This is a genomic window from Shimia sp. NS0008-38b, from assembly GCF_040370365.1.
Classification (GTDB): domain Bacteria; phylum Pseudomonadota; class Alphaproteobacteria; order Rhodobacterales; family Rhodobacteraceae; genus Shimia.
In genome coordinates this window covers 882,339-901,804 of record NZ_BAABWQ010000001.1, presented here as the reverse complement: position 1 = coordinate 901,804, position 19,466 = coordinate 882,339, and the positions used below count along the sequence as shown (strand labels likewise).

At 56.5% G+C, this 19,466-nt stretch carries 20 protein-coding genes; 15 read left to right on the top strand and 5 right to left on the bottom strand.

Annotated elements, in window-relative coordinates; all coding sequences use genetic code 11:
* Positions 1 to 61: 61 nt before the first annotated feature.
* The 15 genes from ABWV47_RS04435 to ABWV47_RS04365 all read left to right on the top strand — a co-directional run bounded on the left by ABWV47_RS04435 (position 62) and on the right by ABWV47_RS04365 (position 16,140).
* The gene (locus tag ABWV47_RS04435) at positions 62 to 907 is read left to right on the top strand and encodes a fumarylacetoacetate hydrolase family protein (RefSeq protein WP_353308715.1); all 846 of its coding nucleotides are present in this window, start codon (positions 62 to 64) and stop codon (positions 905 to 907) included.
* A gap of 120 nt (positions 908 to 1,027) precedes the next feature.
* Positions 1,028 to 1,933, top strand: coding sequence for a VOC family protein (locus ABWV47_RS04430; RefSeq protein ID WP_353308713.1), 906 nt, complete (start codon positions 1,028 to 1,030; stop codon positions 1,931 to 1,933).
* A gap of 21 nt (positions 1,934 to 1,954) precedes the next feature.
* Positions 1,955 to 2,512, top strand: coding sequence for an NADPH-dependent FMN reductase (locus ABWV47_RS04425; RefSeq protein WP_353308710.1), 558 nt, complete (start codon positions 1,955 to 1,957; stop codon positions 2,510 to 2,512).
* A 36-nt stretch (positions 2,513 to 2,548) separates the two neighbouring features.
* Entirely contained in the window at positions 2,549 to 3,436 is an 888-nt protein-coding gene (locus ABWV47_RS04420) for an alpha/beta hydrolase (protein ID WP_353308707.1), read from the top strand.
* Entirely contained in the window at positions 3,433 to 4,479 is a 1,047-nt protein-coding gene (locus tag ABWV47_RS04415; protein ID WP_353308706.1) for an Ldh family oxidoreductase, read from the top strand. The genes ABWV47_RS04420 and ABWV47_RS04415 overlap by 4 nt, the downstream gene beginning before the upstream one ends.
* Before the next feature lie 39 nt (positions 4,480 to 4,518).
* On the top strand, positions 4,519 to 4,986 hold the full coding sequence (locus ABWV47_RS04410) for a tripartite tricarboxylate transporter TctB family protein (RefSeq protein ID WP_353308704.1): 468 nt from the start codon (positions 4,519 to 4,521) through the stop codon (positions 4,984 to 4,986).
* Between the two features lie 2 nt (positions 4,987 to 4,988).
* On the top strand, positions 4,989 to 6,488 hold the full coding sequence (locus ABWV47_RS04405; protein ID WP_353308703.1) for a tripartite tricarboxylate transporter permease: 1,500 nt from the start codon (positions 4,989 to 4,991) through the stop codon (positions 6,486 to 6,488).
* A gap of 70 nt (positions 6,489 to 6,558) precedes the next feature.
* Positions 6,559 to 7,518: a Bug family tripartite tricarboxylate transporter substrate binding protein gene (locus ABWV47_RS04400; protein WP_353308702.1), complete on the top strand. Its 960-nt coding sequence runs from the start codon at positions 6,559 to 6,561 to the stop codon at positions 7,516 to 7,518.
* Positions 7,519 to 7,582: 64 nt separating this feature from the next.
* Positions 7,583 to 7,954, top strand: coding sequence for a YciI family protein (locus ABWV47_RS04395; RefSeq protein WP_353308701.1), 372 nt, complete (start codon positions 7,583 to 7,585; stop codon positions 7,952 to 7,954).
* Between the two features lie 19 nt (positions 7,955 to 7,973).
* Positions 7,974 to 9,410 (top strand): aldehyde dehydrogenase family protein, encoded by a 1,437-nt coding sequence (locus ABWV47_RS04390; RefSeq protein ID WP_353308699.1) that lies wholly within the window; start codon positions 7,974 to 7,976, stop codon positions 9,408 to 9,410.
* Between the two features lie 17 nt (positions 9,411 to 9,427).
* A complete protein-coding gene (locus ABWV47_RS04385; RefSeq protein WP_353308698.1) occupies positions 9,428 to 9,757 on the top strand; it encodes an NIPSNAP family protein in 330 nt (109 codons plus the stop codon).
* Between the two features lie 8 nt (positions 9,758 to 9,765).
* Positions 9,766 to 11,025: a CaiB/BaiF CoA transferase family protein gene (locus ABWV47_RS04380; RefSeq protein WP_353308696.1), complete on the top strand. Its 1,260-nt coding sequence runs from the start codon at positions 9,766 to 9,768 to the stop codon at positions 11,023 to 11,025.
* Between the two features lie 891 nt (positions 11,026 to 11,916).
* A complete protein-coding gene (locus tag ABWV47_RS04375) occupies positions 11,917 to 12,744 on the top strand; it encodes a hypothetical protein (protein WP_353308695.1) in 828 nt (275 codons plus the stop codon).
* 963 nt (positions 12,745 to 13,707) lie between these two features.
* Positions 13,708 to 14,277 carry a PDC sensor domain-containing protein gene (locus ABWV47_RS04370; protein WP_353308693.1) on the top strand — a complete coding sequence of 190 codons (570 nt, stop codon included), beginning with the start codon at positions 13,708 to 13,710 and terminating at the stop codon, positions 14,275 to 14,277.
* Between the two features lie 21 nt (positions 14,278 to 14,298).
* A complete protein-coding gene (locus ABWV47_RS04365) occupies positions 14,299 to 16,140 on the top strand; it encodes a methyl-accepting chemotaxis protein (protein ID WP_353308692.1) in 1,842 nt (613 codons plus the stop codon).
* A 17-nt stretch (positions 16,141 to 16,157) separates the two neighbouring features.
* On the opposite strand, the gene ABWV47_RS04360 is transcribed toward ABWV47_RS04365, so the two are convergent.
* The 5 genes from ABWV47_RS04360 to gstA form a co-directional block, all read right to left on the bottom strand.
* A complete protein-coding gene (locus ABWV47_RS04360) occupies positions 16,158 to 16,358 on the bottom strand; it encodes a hypothetical protein (RefSeq protein ID WP_353308691.1) in 201 nt (66 codons plus the stop codon).
* Positions 16,359 to 16,769: 411 nt separating this feature from the next.
* Entirely contained in the window at positions 16,770 to 18,023 is a 1,254-nt protein-coding gene (locus ABWV47_RS04355) for an Hsp70 family protein (protein ID WP_353308689.1), read from the bottom strand.
* Between the two features lie 125 nt (positions 18,024 to 18,148).
* Positions 18,149 to 18,364: a tautomerase family protein gene (locus ABWV47_RS04350; protein WP_353308687.1), complete on the bottom strand. Its 216-nt coding sequence runs from the start codon at positions 18,362 to 18,364 to the stop codon at positions 18,149 to 18,151.
* Positions 18,365 to 18,367: 3 nt separating this feature from the next.
* Complete coding sequence (locus ABWV47_RS04345; protein ID WP_353308685.1) at positions 18,368 to 18,748, bottom strand: nuclear transport factor 2 family protein; 381 nt, start codon at positions 18,746 to 18,748, stop codon at positions 18,368 to 18,370.
* Positions 18,745 to 19,401, bottom strand: a complete 657-nt coding sequence (gene gstA, locus ABWV47_RS04340) for a glutathione transferase GstA (RefSeq protein WP_353308684.1) — start codon at positions 19,399 to 19,401, stop codon at positions 18,745 to 18,747. The genes ABWV47_RS04345 and gstA overlap by 4 nt, the downstream gene beginning before the upstream one ends.
* Between the last annotated feature and the right edge of the window lie 65 nt (positions 19,402 to 19,466).

Sequence of the window (19,466 nt, the reverse complement as noted above, 5' to 3'; positions counted from 1 at the left end):
AGGGCTTCATCATCCATTGGTTCTATTATAGCCTTATTTTCGAAAATATGAAGGTTTGCGAATGAAGTTGTTGTCTTTTTTACGCGAAGGGCAGCCCTCTTGGGGGGGCGTCGTCGGCCAGGGACTGGTGGATATTGGCGCGCGCCATGCGGACCAATTCCCTGATCTTAAATCGTTTATTGCCGCTGGCATGCCTGCTGACGTTCTGGCGGATTTGGGACCGGCCGAGATCAGTCTGGTCGAGGTCGAGCAAGCACCGGTGATCCCGAATCCGGGCAAAATTGTTCTGGCAGCGATCAATTATTGGGAAGACGATTCTGATCCGGACAAGGCTCCGGCGTTTCCGGTGTTGTTCCTGCGGCTCCCGTCATCGCAGATCGGCCATGGTGCACCGCTGATCGAGCCGCGATCCTCGGAGAAGCTGGATTTTGAGGGGGAGCTTGCCGTGATTATTGGCACCGGCGGGCGACACATTTCCGCGGATCAGGCGATGGATCATGTGGCGGGCTACGCGTGTTATAACGATGCGAGTGTCCGGGATTGGCAAAAGCATTCGCATCAGTTCACGCCGGGAAAGAATTTCGTCGGCACCGGCGCTTTTGGGCCCTGGATGGTGCAGGCGGATGATGTGCCGATCCGGACCGAAGGAGTGGCGCTGATCACGCGGGTGAATGGGGTTGAAAAGCAGAGGACAACCACAGACCGGATGATCTTCGATATCCCTTATCTGATCTCTTATATCTCCACCTTTGCTCCCCTTGAGCCGGGAGATGTGATTGTGACGGGCACCTGCACGGGCTTTGGCATCACGCGGGATCCGAAAGAGTTTCTAAGACCCGGTGATGTGGTTGAGGTGGAGATCGAAGGCATTGGCGTGCTCTCCAATACGGTGGAGGCAGAGGCGTGAGCTACTCAGAAGATCCGAACGGCTTGCCATTTATTCTAAAATCATAAAAGTTTCGAAAATAGTTGGCGGTGCGGAAAATGCATGTTAGGCACTGCACAAGCAGCCGGAGGAGATGCAGCAATGAGTTACCTGGTGAATTCAATGGGGCACGTTCAGTTGAATGTTGTCGACGTCGATGCGTTGGTGCGCGAATCTTGTGACATTTTGGGTTTGCATGTGACACGCGAAGAGGCGGGCTGTGTCTGGCTGTCGTCCAATGGGCGCATGGCGGAATTGGTTCTGCATGAGGCAAGTGAGAACGCGATGCGCTCGCTTGGGTTTGAAGCGGTGTCTGAGGCCGCTGTCGCACAGGCGGCGCAACGGGTCGAAGAGGCAGGCTGCACTCTGATCTCTAACGACCCAAGCCTTGATTGCTGCGTCACAGGCATGCAGTTCGTAACGCCTCAGGGGCATACGTTTGAGCTTCACAGCCCGGTTCAGACCGAGATTTATGGCAACCGCCAACCAACACCTGGCATGGCGCCGCTGCGCCTTGATCACGTCAATATCATGTCGCCGGAGCCTGCTGAAACACGTGCTCAGATGGAAAAGATCATGGGGATGCGGTTGTCTGAACGGATGGTGGATGATGGGCTAAACTGGATGCGCGGCGCAAACCGCCTCCACCACATTCTGGGAATTGTGAAGGGTAAGACAGGTCTGCACCATTATTCGTGGGAAGTTGCCGAATTTTCGGACTACTGCCACCTGGGCGACCGTCTGGACACGATTGAAAAGAACTTCATCTGGGGCCCCGGGCGGCACCGGCCGGGTGACAACACCTTTGCCTACTACATTGATACCTGCGGCGCGATGGTCGAGTGCGCGGGGAATATGGCGCTGATCAATGATGATGATCGGTATGAGCCAAACATCATTACCGCCCTCAAGCGCCCTGAAAACGTCCGCATCATGAATGTGTGGGGTGAACCTGCGCCTTTGCCGTGGCGCGAACACTTTTTCCCTTGGGCGGCACCTGCTGTCTGAAAACCGATAAGGAACATCGACGTGACGAAACTTGGCATTCTAGAAGGCTCATTGCGGCGCGCGTCTCTATCGCGAGCTGCGGGGCGTGCTGCGGCGGGGCTTTTGCCTGACGGTATGGAGGCGGTGGCGCTTCCAAACCCGGGAACCTTGCCATTGTTCAACCAAGACCTGCTGGATGACGGAATGCCGGCATCTGTCAGTGCCTTCATTGACGCCGTTGCGGGTGTGGACGCAGTGTTGATCGTGACGCCCGAATACAATTGGTCCATTCCGGGCGGGCTGAAGAATGCGATTGACTGGCTGTCACGTGCAAATCCCAACCCTTTGGCGAACAAACCGGTCTCAATCTGGAGTGTATCTCCCGGTCTTTTGGGCGGCGCGCGGGTCCACGAAGGGCTGCGCCACACGCTCCTGTCGCAAGATATGATCATTATGGCCAAGCCTGAGGTTCAGATCGCGGGCGCAAAAGGCAAGCTGGATGTCGACGCGGGCCAAATCACCAATGCAGACACCGAAACGTTCCTGCGCGGGCACCTGTCTGCCTTCGGGACATTTTGCAGTTCATGGAGTGGCTCCTGAGCGCCACATACCCTGACACAATAGAGGCTAACCAAAATGGAACACCCACTTACGTTCATGTCCGATGGCCTGAAGCTGTCCGGCGTTCTTCATGTGCCAGAAGGGCGCAAGCCAGGGCAGCGCCTGCCGACCTTCATCGTCCTGCATGGGTTCGTGGGGACCAAGGACAAATCTCATGTCGAACTTGTCGCGCGCATGATCGAAGACATGGGGTATTGCGTGTTCCGCATTGATTTCCGGGGGTGCGGTCAGTCCGAGGGCGCGCGCGGCGAGGTGCGCTGCCATGATCAGGTGGCGGATACACGTAACGCGCTGTCGTTTATTTCCCAGCGCGAAGAGGTGGATCCTGATCGTATCGGCGTAACTGGTCATAGCTTTGGCGCGGCAGTTGCGATCTTTACCGGCGGTGTGGACCAGCGTGTCGCCTGTGTCCTGTCGCTGTGCGGTTGGGGCGATGGAGAGCGCAAGTTCCGCGGCCAGCACCCCACACCTGAGGCTTGGGACAAGTTCACCGGTATTCTGGACGCAGGCCGCAAGCACAGGGCCGAAACGGGCGAAAGTATGTGGGTGTCGCGCTTTGATGTGGTGCCGATCCCCGAAGACCTGCGTAAGAACCTGTCGCCGCTTGCGCAATTTGAGGTGCCGGTAGAGACCGCTATCTCAATGTATCATTTCCGTGCCGAGGATGTTGTGGCCGACATTGCGCCGCGTCCTCTTTTGCTGTTTCACACAGCAGGTGACGTGATCACTCCGATGGAGCAATCCATCAGCCTCTTTGAAAAGGCCGGGGCCAATGCCGAGCTGATGATTCCAACGGGCATGTCGCATTTTCCCTTGTCTGACGAGGACGCGCCCCATACCCGCGCATTGATTGATGCTTGGTTGAAGAAGTTCTTCCCCACGCCGCTGAGCGCTGCGCCGTGACGCTGTTTCAAGCAGATGACCTGAAGGCCTATGCCGCAGAGCTTTTGCACGCTGGAGGCTATTCCCCGGCTCATGCCGAGCGCACGGCAGACATTCTCGTCTGGGCCAATGCACGGGGCGCCAATTCCCACGGGGTGCTGCGCATCCCACGCTACATCGAGATGGTCGAACAGGGCTCAATTGATCCCGTGGCGCAACCTGAATTGGTCACGCATGACGGTGCGATAGCGGTGCTGGACGCGGCACGGGCGCCAGGTCCATCTGGGATGGTCGCGGCGATGGACGCGGCAATTGATATCGCGGAGCGGGTCAATATCGGTTGGTGCTCGGCGCGCAATATCACCCATGCCGGGGCGGTTGGCTACTTTGCGCTCAGAGCAGTGGAAAGCGGCTGCATCGGGATCGTGATGACGGCCTCGGGCCCTCTGATGGCTTATCACGGCGCGAAGGTGTCCGGGCTGTCGACCAACCCGATCTCCATTGCGGCACCATCAAACGGGCTGCCCTTGCTTTTGGACATGTCCACCTCGACCGTCGCGCTCGGCAAGATCATGCACGCCAAGGATACAGGTGCCGCCATTCCTGCGGGGTGGGCGATTGACGCAGACGGCGCGCCGGCAACGGACCCGAACCAAGTGGTAACGCTGACGCCGCTGGGAGGTCCAAAAGGGTCAGGCTTGTCGTTGATGATTGAAATTCTGTCCAGCGTGCTGGTGGCCAATCCGGTCATCGCAACTGTGCTGGGCGGCGGCAAAGGTGCGATGAATGGCGTGGCTTTGGCGATCAAGGTAGATGCGTTTGGCGCATCAGAGGTGTTTGCAGATCACATCGCAGATCTGAGCCAGCGGGTGAAAGCCTTGCCCAAAGCCCCTGATACTGACGAAATACTGCTGCCGGGGGAGCGCGGGTTTCGCTTGTCGGAAGCGCGGATGCGGGAGGGCATCCCCGTGGCAGACGGCACGCTGAAGCGGCTCGTCACCTTGGGGAAACGGCTTGGCGTTGCGCCGCCCGCAGCAATCAAGACAAACACGGCAGGCAGTTAGGCAGCGACGCGCAACATCCGGAGTTCTTGGGAGGGAACCTTGTCAAACAATAAGACATATGCGGAAGAAAGTACGGCGATGCGCGCGGTAAGTGGCGGCGTGTTGCTTGTGGCGGGTCTGGTGATGCTGTTCTTCGCATGGAGCTACCCGACCGGCTCGCTCAATCAGATGGGCCCGGGGTTTATGCCGCAGACCATTGGCATTTTGTTGTCCTGTTTGGCGGTGGCAATCATCATCATTGATCTGCGTGCGCCTGAGCTGGCTCAGGGGGGGGCGATGCATTGGCGGGGGCTGATCTTTGTCTCCGCCGCAATCATCATCTTCGCTGTGCTTGTGGATGTCGCAGGCTTGGTGCCGTCGATGTTTTTGGCTGTGATTGTGTCCATGTTTGCCGATAGTCAGGTGCGGCCATTTTCCGCGTTGATCTACACTGTGATCGCGACCTTTCTGGGCTGGCTGTTGTTTCTGGTTGGCCTTGAGCTACCGATCCCAGCGTTCTGGAGGTAGCGATGCTTGATCAGTTCCTCCTGGGCCTATCGGTCGTCATGCAACCCAATGTGTTGATGTACGCGTTTTTCGGGGTGTTCCTGGGGCAATTGATTGGTGTGTTGCCCGGCGTTGGGGCCATCACCGCAATCTCGCTGCTTCTGCCCGTGACGTTTTATCTTGATGCCACGACGTCGATGATCTTGCTGGCCGGGATTTACTACGGATCGCAATATGGTGGCTCGATTGCGTCCATCTTGATGAATTTACCGGGGACACCGTCATCGGTGGTGACCTGCTTGGAAGGGTATCCGCTGGCCCAAAACAACCGCGCTGGGCTTGCTTTGTTTGTGGCGGCTTTCTCGTCCTTCCTTGGGGGGATGGTCGGCGTATCGATCTTGGTTCTCGCAGCCATTCCGATGACGGTGATTGCCTTGAAATTTGGCGCGCCGGAATATGCGATGCTGGTGATTTTGGGCCTACTGGCGGCGTCGATGATCGGGACCGGATCACAGATCAGATCCTTTGCGATGGTGATCCTTGGCATTGCTTTGGGCCTTGTTGGGGCGGATGCCACAACCGGGTACTACCGCTTTGTCGCCATGCCAGAGCTGGCTGACGGGATCAGCCTTGTGTCGCTGGCGATGGGGCTTTTTGGGGTGAGCGAGGTCATTCGCAACGCGTCGCGCCGACCCGCAGCGAATGCAAAGCCTTTGTCCGTCAGTATGCGAGACGTGATCCCCACGCGTGCGCAGGCGCGCTCACTTGCCTTTCCCATTGTTCGAGGCTCCAGCATTGGGTCCTTTTTTGGCGCATTGCCGGGAACCGGCGCCGCCATCGCCTCGTTTATGGCCTACGCAATGGAGAGGCGTTTTTCGCGATCGCCAGAAAAGTTCGGCACGGGGCATTTGCCCGGGCTGGCGGCACCAGAATCCGCCAACAACGCGGCGTCTCAGACCGGGTTCATTCCGACGCTTACCCTTGGTGTTCCAGGTGACGCCGTCATGGCATTGATCATCGGAGCGCTGATCCTGAACGGGATCATTCCCGGCCCTCGTTTGATGGTCGATCAGCCCGAGTTGTTCTGGGGCGTGATCGCAAGTTTCTTTGTTGGCAACATCATTCTGTTGCTGATCAATATTCCGCTGATCAAACTGTGGGTGCTATTGCTGCGCATTCCCTACCAAAAGCTCTACCCGATGATCGTGATCATGATCTGTGTGGGCGTCTATTCGCATCGTACCAGCGTTACGGATGTTTTGCTGACCCTTGCTTTCGGCATCCTCGGATACCTGATGAAAAACTACCGCTTTGAGCCAGCGCCCGTCCTGCTCGGCTTTGTGCTTGGCCCACTGCTGGAGGACAACTTTCGCCGAACAATGCTGCTCTATGGCGGGGACTTCACGGTTTTCCTGACACGACCAATCAGCGCTGTTCTGGTCGCCTTTTCGGCCTTCCTGATCGTTTTCGCGATTTGGTCTAGCGTCTTTGACGCAAGAATTACCAAACGCTCCACCAAGTGAGCGTGCAACACGCCTTTCGAAGCCCGAGGCAAAATCGACGAAAAGGGCAAACTTAACTGGGAGGAACATCATGTTCAGAAAACTAATCACTGCGCTGCCACTTGCTGCAGCTCTTGCGTTGCCCGCTGTGGCGCAGGAATTCCCGGACCGCGCATTGCGGATCGTTCACGGCTTTGGTGCTGGTGGCAATGCCGACACCGTGTCCCGGATCATGGCAGAGGAAATGTCCAAAACACTTGGTCAGCCTGTCGTCGTTGAATCGCGCCCCGGTGCCGGTGGTACCGTTGCATCAGGCTACGTGTCCAAGGAGGATCCTGACGGCTATACCATGCAGCTGATGGTTGGTGGTCATGCTGTCGCGGCGGCCCTCTACAACAGCTTGCCATACGAGTCCGTTGACGGGTTCACGTTCATCTCTACGCTCGGTCAATTCCCCTTTATGGTGGCAGCACGTTCCGGTGAATACGACTCCATTGGTGCGCTGATTGAGGCTGCAAAGGCGTCGCCGGGGTCGGTAAAGATCGGGCATTCGGGCGTTGGTTCGACCCAGCACCTGACTGGTGAATTGCTTGCGCTGCGCACCGGGGCAGAGTTCCTTCACATTCCATACAAAGGGGGTGCTGCCGCATCCACGGCTTTGATGGGCGGTGAAGTGGACGTTGTGATCGATACGGGCACGGTGATCCGCCCACAAGCTGAGGCGGGCGTCTATGATATCCTTGCAATCACCTCTGGCGAACGCTGGCCGGATGCACCAGATGTACCGACCGTTTCCGAGACGGTAGCAGACGGTTTTGATGTCGTGTCCTGGACCGGGATCGGTATGCCAGCTGGCGTGCCAGACGACATCGCGGACAAAATCCGTGGCGCCGTCCATGACGCTTTGGCGGTTCCAGCTGTCAGCGACAAGATTGCTTCGCTTGGTGCCAAGCCGTCGCCGTCATCAGGCGAGGACATGACAGCCCTGATCGAAGGTCAGGTTGCGGTCTGGACGGATGTTATTGCAACCGCAGGCATCGAAAAGCGCTAAACCAAACAGGCCCGCTGACTTAGCTTTGGCGGGCCGACTCTTTCGAATTCTTAGGAGCCGCATCATGAGCGCGACAAATCCCGAAAATTTATATGCCAAGATGCTGCGGCAGGATCTCTATGTGATTACGACAACGCCGGCGCGAGGGCCGGGGATGCAAGACGTCCTGCCTGCGCATCTGGACTATCAGATCAAGATGGAGCGCGACGGCATCCTGTTTGGTGCCGGGCCTTTGTTTGCAGAAGGCGAGACCGTCCCGTATGGCGGCATGATCATCGTGCGTGCCAAAAACGAGGCCGAGGCCCGGGCTCATGCGGATGCTGATCCGTTTCATGCCGCTGGTCTGCGCACATATGAGCTGACGCGCTGGATGCTGAACGAGGGCGCGATGAATTTTACCGTGCGCTATTCCGACCAAACCGCCGTTATTGGCTAATTCAACTCAGGGGGCAGGAATGTCGGACCAAAAGCGAAACTTTATTGGTGGGGCTTGGGTTGCTGGTGATGCCGCAGCCAATATCAACCCGTCTGATCTCACAGATATCGTAGGACATTATGCGCGTGCGGATGCGGCACAGGCTCAGGACGCGATTGCGGCGGCCAAGGCAGCGTTTCCAGCGTGGTCGCGCAGTGGGCTGATGGAGCGCCATGCCATTTTGCGCCGCGCCTCCGACGAGATACTGGCGCGCAAGGAAGAGCTTGGACGGCTCTTGTCTCGCGAGGAAGGCAAAACCTTGGCAGAGGGCATCGGGGAGACCGCACGCGCCGCCCAGATTTTTGACTTCTTTGCAGGGGAGGCCTTGCGCTTGACCGGAGAAACCGTGGCTTCTGTCCGGCCCGGTGTGGGCGTCGAGGTTACCCGCGAAGCTGTCGGCGTCGTTGGGATCATTACGCCTTGGAACTTTCCCATCGCCATACCAGCATGGAAACTGGCTCCCGCGCTTTGCTACGGCAATACGGTTGTTTTCAAACCCGCCGATCTGGTGCCGGGCAGTGCATGGGCGCTGGTCGATATTTTGCAACGCGCGGGCCTGCCGGACGGTGTGCTTAATCTGGTCATGGGGCACGGCTCTGTTGTTGGTCAAGCCATTGCAGAAAGCCGCGATGTGGACGCGCTGACCTTTACGGGTTCAGTTTCCACCGGGGCTACACTTGCGATGGAATCTGCCAAGCTGATGCGCAAATCGCAGATGGAGATGGGCGGCAAGAACCCCTTTGTCGTGCTCGCGGATGCTGATCTGGATGTGGCGGTGGACTGTGTGGCGCAAGGTGCGTTCTATTCAACAGGCCAACGGTGCACAGCGTCGTCGCGCATCATCGTTGAGGATGCGATCCATGATCAGTTTGTGGCGGCGCTGAGCGAGCGGATCAGCGCGCTGACGGTTGGGGACGCTTTGGATGCGGAGACCCAGATCGGACCGGTCGTTGACGAAACTCAACTGGCGCAAAACGAAGAGTATATTCGGATCGGTGAGGCGGAAGGTGCGCGCCTTGTGATTGGCGGCGAGCGGTTGGCTCGTCCGACTGAAGGGTTCTTTCAGCGCCCTGCGCTCTTTGCCGATTGTACCAATGATATGCGTATCGCGCGCGAAGAGATCTTTGGCCCTGTCGCCACAGTGATCCGGGTTGCGGATTATGACGCGGCGCTGGATGTGGCCAATGACACCGACTTTGGCCTGTCTGCAGGGATCGCCACCACCAGCCTCAAACACGCCACTGATTTCAAGCGGAACGCCGAGGCGGGGATGGTCATGGTGAACTTGCCAACCGCAGGTGTTGATTTCCATGTTCCGTTTGGCGGGCGTAAGGCGTCCAGCTTTGGGCCGCGCGAGCAGGGGCGCTATGCGGCGGAATTCTACACAACCGTCAAAACGGCCTATACGTCAGCCTAAGCAGCGAGGGAGATACTATGATCTATGAGATGCGCGTCTATTCTTGTGTGCCGGGCGGCATGCCCGCACTTTTGCAGCGGTTTGAAACCACAACCCTGAAGATATGGGAGCGGATTGGCCTTCGCCCAGCTGGGTTTTTCACCACGCTCGTCGGACCAAACAATCATGATCTGACGTATTTCTTGGCTTGGGAGTCATTGGCCGAGCGTGAACAGCTTTGGAATGCGTTTGCCGCCGACCCCGAATGGGTCGCCGCACGTGCGGCCCATCAGGAGGCACATGGCGAGGTTGTCGCCAATATTGCCTCCAGCTTTCTATCGCCGACGTCTTTTTCGACAGTGACCTAAGGCCGCGCATGACACACTCTCAATCTACGGGTCGCGCTTTGGATGGCGTTCGAATTCTTGATTTGACGCGTATTTTGGCCGGCCCCTGGGCCACGCAGATACTGGCTGATCTTGGTGCTGAGGTGATCAAGATCGAACATCCCGATGGGGGGGATGATACGCGGCGTTGGGGGCCGCCTTACGTCAAAGATGAAGATGGGGTGGACCGCGGTGCCGCCTATTTTCATAGCGCGAACCGGGGCAAAAAGTCTGTTGTTGTCGATCTCGCCAAACCCGAGGGGCAACGTGTGCTGCGCGCCTTGGCAAAGACATCGGATGTTGTGATGGAGAACTTTAAGGTTGGTGGGCTGGCCAAATATGGATTGGACTACGCCAGCTTGCGCCAGGTGAAACCGGATGTTGTCTATTGTTCGATCACCGGGTTTGGGCAGTCCGGGCCCTATGCCGACCGCGCGGGCTATGACTTTTTGATTCAGGCGATGGGCGGGTTGATGAGTCTGACCGGGCAAAAAGAAGGGTCCGCAGGCGCAGAGCCGATGAAAGTTGGTGTGGCTCTCACCGATGTGCTGACGGGGCTTTACGCGGTCATTGGCATTCTTGCGGCTTTGCGCCACCGTGATGCAACCGGTGAGGGGCAACAGATCGACATGGCCTTGCTTGACGTTCAGGTGGCGACGCTGGCCAATCAGGCGATGAACTATCTGGCAACCGGAGCAGCACCCAAGCCGCTTGGCAATGCGCATCCCAGCATCGTGCCCTATCAAACGTTCGAGACCCGCGATGGCTATGTGATCTTAGCGGTCGGCAACGATGGGCAATTCGCGCGCTTTTGTGAGGTGGCGGGCCTGCAAGGGCTGGCCACGGATGATCGGTTTGCGACGAACCCCGAACGCGTGCGCAACCGCGCGACGCTCATTCCTATCCTACAAGGCGTGATGTCGGGGCGCAGCATGGACGACTGGATTGAGGCGCTCAATGCAGCGCATGTTCCGGTCGGGCCGATCAATGATCTTGAGCGGGTTTTTGATGATATTCATATCAAGGCACGCGGTATGCAGACGGCACCCGTCGCAGCAGACGGAGCGCGTTTGCAGGGGGTGGCGTCTCCGCTCAAACTGTCGCAAACGCCACCGATCCCGCCCAAGGCAGCGCCGAGTTTGGGGGCGGACACATTTGCTGTTCTGGATCAACTTCTGGACCCAAGCGAATTTGATCTCGCCGCATTAGAGGCCGCCGGTGCGGTGCAGTTTTCAAAAAGCCAGCCATGACCGACAACGTCTTTTTAGCCAAGGGGACGGGATCGCAACCCTGACCCTGAACATGCCAGTACAGCGCACCCCGATCACAGACGTGGAGGTCGTCGATGACATCTGCGCCGCAATGGATGGGTTGGCCTAGGATCAATCGATCCACCGTGCACTCCCAACCGGTGTGGGTAAGGCTTTGTCATCCGATGAAAATCCGAAATAAATGTGTGACAACGAAAGCGGTCTGAGCTGTCGTAGCTCCGATGAGTGCTACCGTGAACGGTCCAGCCTATGGGGCTGGCAGTGACTTGACGCTATTTGGTGGTATTCGTATCGCATCCCAGCATGCTGTAGAGCTCGCAATCAGAAAAGATACTCATCAGGTCATCAAGTAGCCTAAGCGCAGATCGCGAGCCTTTGCAAAGTCAGCCTTTTGGTCCGGGCATACAACCCGTGACCGCTGCGATGCCGCGTAAAACCGGTCATTGATGAGGGGGGCGGAGGCAGTGTTGGGTTGAAGGTGTGGTACGTGGACTTTGCAGCCGTTGACCTTAACTGGTGCGATGACTGCCTCAGCCCAAAGCAGACGTGATCCGCACCGTTGCTGGTTCCAGTCCAAACCCACAGGTGGGCGGATTGCGGACTTTCGCTGCGGTCGCGATGGGTTAGTGGACAGATTAACAAAGCAGACCTTCGGTCTTTTTGCCAACCACTTTTTTTGTGCTAGCTGCAAGGTGTGTGAGAACATACAATCACACGCTTCTGATGTCAGATTGCCCCAATTGTCGCTTCACCCAGACCATGAACTAGAGGTACACTTTGCCTGCCTTTCGAGGGTAATTGAATTCTACATTGGGTTGAGCCGGAAAGGTTGTTAGTTTGCCAAAGTATCAAGATTTACTGAGGTTTTAGATGTTCAATTTGATTGTGTCTGGTCGTGTCGACCATGATCGTAAAGGTTCAATAGACGCTGGGCGGGTTCTTCAATACACAGACGGCGCGATTCAAGCCAAATTTCAGCCTGACGGTGTATTGGATATCGACGCTGTGTTGTCGCTTCCAACTATTGTTATGGAGGAAGGGCGTGGCGATGAAAGAATTCGGATTGTGAACCTTTCTCGCGTCGTTAAAAATGGGACCGATTATGATTTGACCTATACTGTGGACCCCGACCTCCCAAAACTGACAAACGCGGATATTGATGCGCTTTCGAAGGAATTTCACCTGGATGACTGGGAATTAGGCACTAATCATTGGGCCATCAAGGATGTTGATCTGTTCCAGGTGTTGTTGTCTCGCCAAACCGAACAACAGCCCAAACCGTCTGTTTTTGAGATAAGTGAAAAACCCAAAAACCCAATTCTTGTGTCGTTTATGATGCCATTTACAGGACCATTTACATCTGTGTACCAAGACTTGAGGGGAGTGCTTGAGGCAGATGGATACGAGTGCCAACGAGCAGACGACATGTGGGAAAATGCTCATATTATGACAGATATTATTGAGTTGATTTGCACCTCAGCAGTTATTGTTTGCGACCTTTCGACTAAAAACCCCAACGTCTTCTATGAGGCTGGCATCGCTCACACGCTCGGTAAGCAAGTCATTTTGATAACTCAGTCGCATGACGATGTACCTTTTGACCTGCGGACTATCCGATATCTGCAATACCTGAACAACGGTGAAGGTCGGGCTAAATTGGCTGCTGAGGTTTTGGCTCGCGTTAAAAGCGTAACCTGAAACGCAAGAAGTATATTACACAAGCGCTCGATGCAAAGCCCTGCATGTAGCGCTAGGCGGGCTGCATCGCGGCATCTATAAGGTTTGGGCACCGTCGGCTTTGGGGCCGGTTGCGGCTCATAGTCGGCTTCGCACACAGGACTTTGCAAAGTGCGTTATCTGCGCACTGCCGACGTTCGCGCGTTCTGCAGCATCGGTGTCTCTGAGCTCAGAGCTGCATTGCGGCGGCGCGGCCGCAGCACATCTGCAGTGAGATTACGTGTGACCCCAGGTGGGCAAGGGCGACTCCCAGCCCAGAGCAAACGTGAGCAACCGGCGGGCTGGTGGAAACCGGACATTGGCTGCCAAGGACGCCAACGGCAGATCAATAAGATGTCCCCGGAGTGTTTTTCCGACCACCATCCCAACGGTGTTCTGAGGCGAAGATTAAGCGTGGCATAAATCAATTCTGACGAATCAGTCCTGTGCTCGCTGCTCTTTCATCACAGCTCTTCCCCGCCGACACACAACCTCAGCGCGTTAAGGGAATTTATGCATGCACGCTGGGGTCATTCAATCCCGGTCGGGGCGCTGCTGAAGTGCGAGGAACCATGCGCTGAAAAGCGGGTTTTTGGGATAGGATAAACGATGCAATCGATCCTCTTTTTCGAAACGTTCGTTTGTGTTGCCAGAACGGCCAATGCATCCTGCATCCAGTTCGCGAAAACCTTCATATACCATTGTAAATTATGAATATAACTTCAAATCCGAAGCGTAGCGGTCGACCTCTTTAGACCCGACAACACTGTCATTTATTGGTGCGTAACAAACTTGTGGACATTGCATTTCTCAAAAATTCAGGGCCGCAGCGATGGGAGGCACGTCGGCCTCAACATGATGAAAAATTAAGTATTTGAAGACAGCCTAGCCCAGCGTCAACTGCGCGCACTCACCACTCGTCACTATTACTTTTGGAGTTTCCCAATGACCCGCACAATTGTTTCGGCCCTCGCCTTGGCCGTCGTTCCACACATGGGCTTCGCCTCTGATCTCGATTCTGCCATGCAGACTTTTGTTGATGAAACTGCCTCGGCATGGCTGCAAAGCGAAGTTCTGATTTCAGCGATCACCAACCAGAACCAAGACACCGGATCTTTCGACGCCACCATGATCGAGTCACTCGATACACAATGGCGATCCGAAGTGGGCAGTGCATCTGACCTGATCGACGGGGTTCTGATAAACTCTGCTGCGGATTTCTTGCGTGAGCGTGTGGCCGAAAGCAACGGCCAGATTACTGAGGTTTTTGTGATGGACGCTCTCGGTCTGAATGTCGCGGCCTCGGGCGCGACCTCTGACTACTGGCAGGGTGACGAAGACAAATTCCAGAAAACCTACCCAATGGGCGCAGGTGCCACGCATTTCAGCGAGGTCGAATTCGATGAGTCCAGCCAGACCTACCAAGTTCAAATCTCGGTCACAATCGCTGATCCGGCCACGCAATCTCCAATCGGCGCGATCACAATCGGGATCGATGCTGAGAGCCTGATGTAATCAAACCAATGGAGATGTCCTATGGAACGTAAGGATAAACAGCGCATTGGATTGAAATCTGTTTTTGTACGCTGCGCGGCGATTGTGGCTTTGACCACGATCGTCGTAACCGCCACGCTGACAGTTCAATCTCTGTCTTTGATCCAGAAATTGGCTCAACAAAGCGTGGTAGATCAAGCCGCGAAAACAGTCGAAAACCAAGCGCAAGCGCTGGTAAAGCCTATTCGATTCAAGGCAACGCCCAAAATCGAGGAAGCTGTCCTTACGTCCATGAGCTCCGCCGGGCCAAGCGGCTCTGATATGATTATTGTGGATGCCGCTGGCACTATGCTGGCCTCCGCGGATGACACGATGGGCGTACGAGACGACCTTCAGGGCCTCGTAAGCGCTTCTCTTGAAGCAGAAGATGTCAAAATGGCAGAGGGCGGGTTGTGGATAGCCCGGCCTGTGCGCTCTGCTCCGGACGGGCCAGTGATTGGCGCGGTCGCGATGGCTTGGAACGCGGACGATGCTCTGAACGCAGCTTATTGGGAAAGCACGAAGTTCCTCATGGCGGTTACGGTGGTCTTCGCCACTATGATGGCGGTTGCACTGTGGCTGTTCCAGCGGGTGCTCGGTCGCCCATTGCGTGAGATGACCGCAACGATTTCTGGCATCGCCGATGGTGACTATGAAGATCGCGGCAACCTGAATGCGCGAAAGGATGAATTCGGGATTGTCGGCGGCCATATGCGGGAATTGACGCATACGCTCCGCAACGGCCAGGTGGCAGAAAATGAACGCAAGAAAGACGCCGAAGAGCAGGCGGAGGTTGTCGAAGTACTTAGCCAACAGCTGACCCGTCTTTCGGAACGCGATTTGACAGCCCATATTGAGCAGAATTTTCCGCCACAATATGAAAATCTGCGCGTCGACTTTAACAAATCTGTTCAAAACCTTGGGGATGCCATTCTCCAAGTCGTGGACTCGACAGAAAATATCCGCGGCGGGTCATCTGAGATCAGCCAAGCCTCATTGGATCTGTCTCGCCGCACGGAAGCGCAGGCGGCCACCTTGGAAGAGACTGCAGGCGCGATGAACGAGCTGACCACGTCAGTGAAGTCGGCGGCGGACAGCGCGCGCAATGTTGGCACGACCATGGAGCAGACGCGATCCGATGCGGTGGAAAACCGCGAGATCGTAGAAAACGCCGTGGCCGCTATGGCTGAGATTGAGCAGAGCTCGTCGCAGATTAGCCAGATTGTCGGCGTGATCGACGACATCGCGTTCCAAACCAACCTTCTTGCACTAAACGCTGGCGTGGAGGCCGCCCGTGCGGGCGACTCCGGACGTGGTTTTGCCGTTGTGGCATCAGAAGTGCGGGCCTTGGCTCAGCGATCTTCTGAAGCAGCGATGGAGATCAAAACACTGATCAGTGACAGCTCGCAACAAGTTGAACGTGGTGTCGATCTGGTCGGCAAGGCCGGGGATGCGCTTCAGACAATTGTTGAACGTGTGACCCATGTCTCTCAGCTTGTGACTGGCATTGTCGAAAGCTCCACGGAACAGTCAACCAGTCTGAACGAGATCAACTCCGGTGTCAGTCAGCTAGACCAGGTTACGCAACAGAACGCGTCGATGGTGGAAGAGTCCACGGCTGCAGGTCAAGAGTTGAGCAATCAAGCTTCGCAATTGTACTCTCTGGTCAGTCGTTTCCAACTTAAGGAAGGGGCACGACACAAACCTGTTTCGACAGAAGTGATGCACGACGCGACTGATGCAAACGATTGGACGGAAGAAGATGTCGCTGTGCCGCATTCTTCCCCCAAAGCCGTGGCTGCTGTTGGAGCGCAAGTTCCGGCGCAAGTCTGGGGCGATTTCTGACGAGTACGGGTCTCAGCTCACGAGCTGAGGCCCTGACGGTCCGGCGCGTACAATCCATTGCGGACCGCAGAGGCGATCAATCGTACATTCGGACAAATCCGCGCCTTGCGGCGCTGGATTCTGATGACAGCGACATGAAACAGCAAGCCCAGATCAGCAGGTGCAAAGCGTAGCTTAAGCTTCGTCAGATCCTGCTGAACTCTTGGGGAGTAACTCATTCGTCGCAGCATTCCCTTTGGTGCAGATGCTGGTTTACTTCAAATTGACAAGCTACCCTAGCAGCTGAAGACAGGCTGCGATTTCCGCCCAAAACTTCCGATTGTGTAGGCCCGCTTTGGGTCGTCCGCGTGACTTTGCAATCTCCGCCATCTGCGCGAAACTGACATTTGTCCAGACCGTAGGGACGGGTCGCATTTCGTGCTTCTCGTTTTTGGAAAGGCCGGCGGCGCTTACTCCCTCAGATGATAGGCACCAGAGGCACGCCTCCACAGGCGGCGAGGCTGGTGAGGGTCACTAGGGCGGCGAGGATCAGGATCGTGCGCATCATTGGGCTGCTCTCATTTTGTTATGTTTTTGAGCAAGCTTGCGCGGGTGGGTCCCCTTAGGTCAAGGGACGCCGGTGGGGTTGTTTAAACGTGTGACTCTGCGGCCAGTGCCAGACCGTCAGCCACTGCGGTGAAGACCTCGGCGACTTTGTGGTCCGCTTGTGGGAAGAGGCTTTTGGCGGTGTCTTGCACCACCGACAACAGGCTGGAGCCGCCGACATAGATCACCTGTGCAATATCGGAGGCCTCAGTGTTGGTCTCTGTCAGGATGCCTTGCATCGCGCTGTGCAGGCGGGTGGCGTGGTCTGACAGGATGGTGGGCAGCATCTCGGCGGGCAGGGCGGCAGTGAGGCCGGGCTCTACCGGGGCAAGGGTGATCAGCGGGTTGTTGGCGCGGGTGCTGGCAGCGACTTTGCCGGCCTCCACGGCGAAGGCGATGTCGTGGCCAAGTTCATCACGCAGGGTGGATTGGAGGCGGGCGATTTCGGTGGGGTTGTTGGCCTGGCGCAGCATGTCGTCAACGGCGCGGCGGGTTTGCGCCGTATACAGGAAAGGGATTTTCTCCCACGTGGCGAGATCGTTGAATATCGCGTTTGGCGCAGTGTGGGTGCCGGTGCCAAATTGGTTGCGCAGCTCTGTGCCGCGGCCCAGAAGCGGCATGACCCGGTCGATGCTGATGGCGCGGTCAAAGTCAGTGCCACCGATGCGCACGCCGTGGTTGGCGAGCGTGGTGATGCCGGTCTCATGGCTGCGAAAGAGCGTGAAGTCAGAGGTGCCGCCGCCGATGTCGACGATCAGCCCAAGCTGGCCATTGGCATTGAGCGCGCCATTTGCGATGGCGGCGGCTTCGGGTTCCGCCATAAAGGCGACTTCGGTGAAACCTGCCGCATGATAACATGTGCGCAGATCATTCTCCGCCTGTTGCTCACGTGGGTCACCATTGCCGTGAAACACCACGGGGCGGCCAGACAGCGCCCGGTCAAAAGTACGGCCGGTTTGGGATTCAGCCTGCTGTTTGATGTGGCGTAGGAAGCGGGCGATGATGTCGACAAAGGTCACGCGCTGATTCAGGATTTGGCGGGGTTCATGCATAAGCGTGGTGCCGAGCACCCGTTTGAGGGCGCGCATGAAGCGGCCTTCCACACCGTCCAGTAGAGCAAGGTTGGCTGGGCTGCCCAACAGGGTTTGACGGGTGTCAAAATCAAAGAAAAACGTGGTTGGCAGAGTGGTCTCACCGGGGGCAAAGGTGATCAGCTCCGGCTTGCCATCCACGGCAAACCCTGCGGCGGAGTTGGAGGTGCCAAAATCGATGCCCAAAGCGTGGTTCTTCGTACCCATTGTCCTGTCTCCGCACGGTCAGAAAGGGGCGGGGTTTAGGGGGTGGTACAGCTGGCGTCAAGGCTTTGGTGAGCGCTGTCTTAGAAGCGCAAACGCCCGACCTTTTGGGCCGGGCGTTTGCGGTCTTATAGCTTACGGTATTCGGTGACCGGCAAGCCTCCGATGCCCCAATCATCCAACGAGACCTCATCAATCACCACAAAGGTTTTGTCGGGGTCCTTGCCAAGCACCTCCAACAAGAGATCGGAGACCCCCGCAATCAAACGGCGCTTTTCCTCGTTGCTTGGGCCGGTGCCATCAGGGCCGCCCTCGCGGGTCACTTTGATGTTCACATATGGCATGCGCTAAGCGTCCTTCTCGACATAGCTGAAGACTTTGCTGATAACGCGCCATTCGCCGCCATAAGGCACGAGTGTCAGCACATCCAAATAGTCCCGGTCCATCATCGTCATGCGTGCGGAGACATGGGCCAGGCGGGGGCTTTTGATCGACACTTCGAGAATGCGGTCCCGTCTGTGTTCGTTGCGTTTCGCGGGGGCTTCGCGCTGATCTATACGCGACATGTAAGTGTCGAGATCCAGATACAGCGCGTCGCCTTCGGTGGCGCAGACGTAGGCCAGTTTGGGGTGAAAGACTTTGCGTAGAAGCGTGCTGTCCGCGTGATAAAGCCCGTCAAAGTAAGATTGCATCACGTGTGTGATGTTGCCATGTTCCGCCGGTGTCATTGCAGCAAACCTTCGGCGCGCAGAGCGCGTTGCACCGTTGGTTTCTCTGAGATGCGTGCAACAAACGCGGCCAACTGAGGCCAATCGGCCAAATTGATGCCGGTAAAGTTTGCCCAGTTTGCGACCACAAACAGATAAGCGTCAGCGACGGTAAACTGATCTCCCACCAACATTTGCCGACCGTCTGAAAAGTGCTGTTCCAGAACGTCGAATTTGCGCGCTACGGCTGCGCGGGCGTTTGACTTGCCTTCTTCGGTGATGTCGCTGCTGAACAGCGGGGAAAACGCTTTGTGAAGTTCGGAGGACACAAAGGTGAGTTGTTCCTGCATGCGCGCCCGAAGAAGGGAGCCGACTTCGGGGGAAAGACCCGCAGTTGGATTTGTATCCGCCAAGAACTGAAGGATGGCTGGGCCTTCTGTGAGAACCTCTCCATCTGCCAGCTGCAGAGCTGGGACGTAGCCCTTTGGATTGACCTTGGAGTAGTCGGCGCCACTGTGCGTGCGGCCTGCGTCCGTGTCTACGCTTTCAATGTCAAAGACCGCTCCGATTTCTTGCAATGCAATGTGTGAGGCTAGGGAGCAAGCTCCGGGTTTGTAGTACAGTTTCATCTCTTCGTCTTTCTCTGTTGATGATAAGCAGAGGTGAGATGGCATCGGAACTATCCCCTTGCAATTAGATTACCATTGGTTACCTTGAAAATGAGGTTACCACAGAGAAA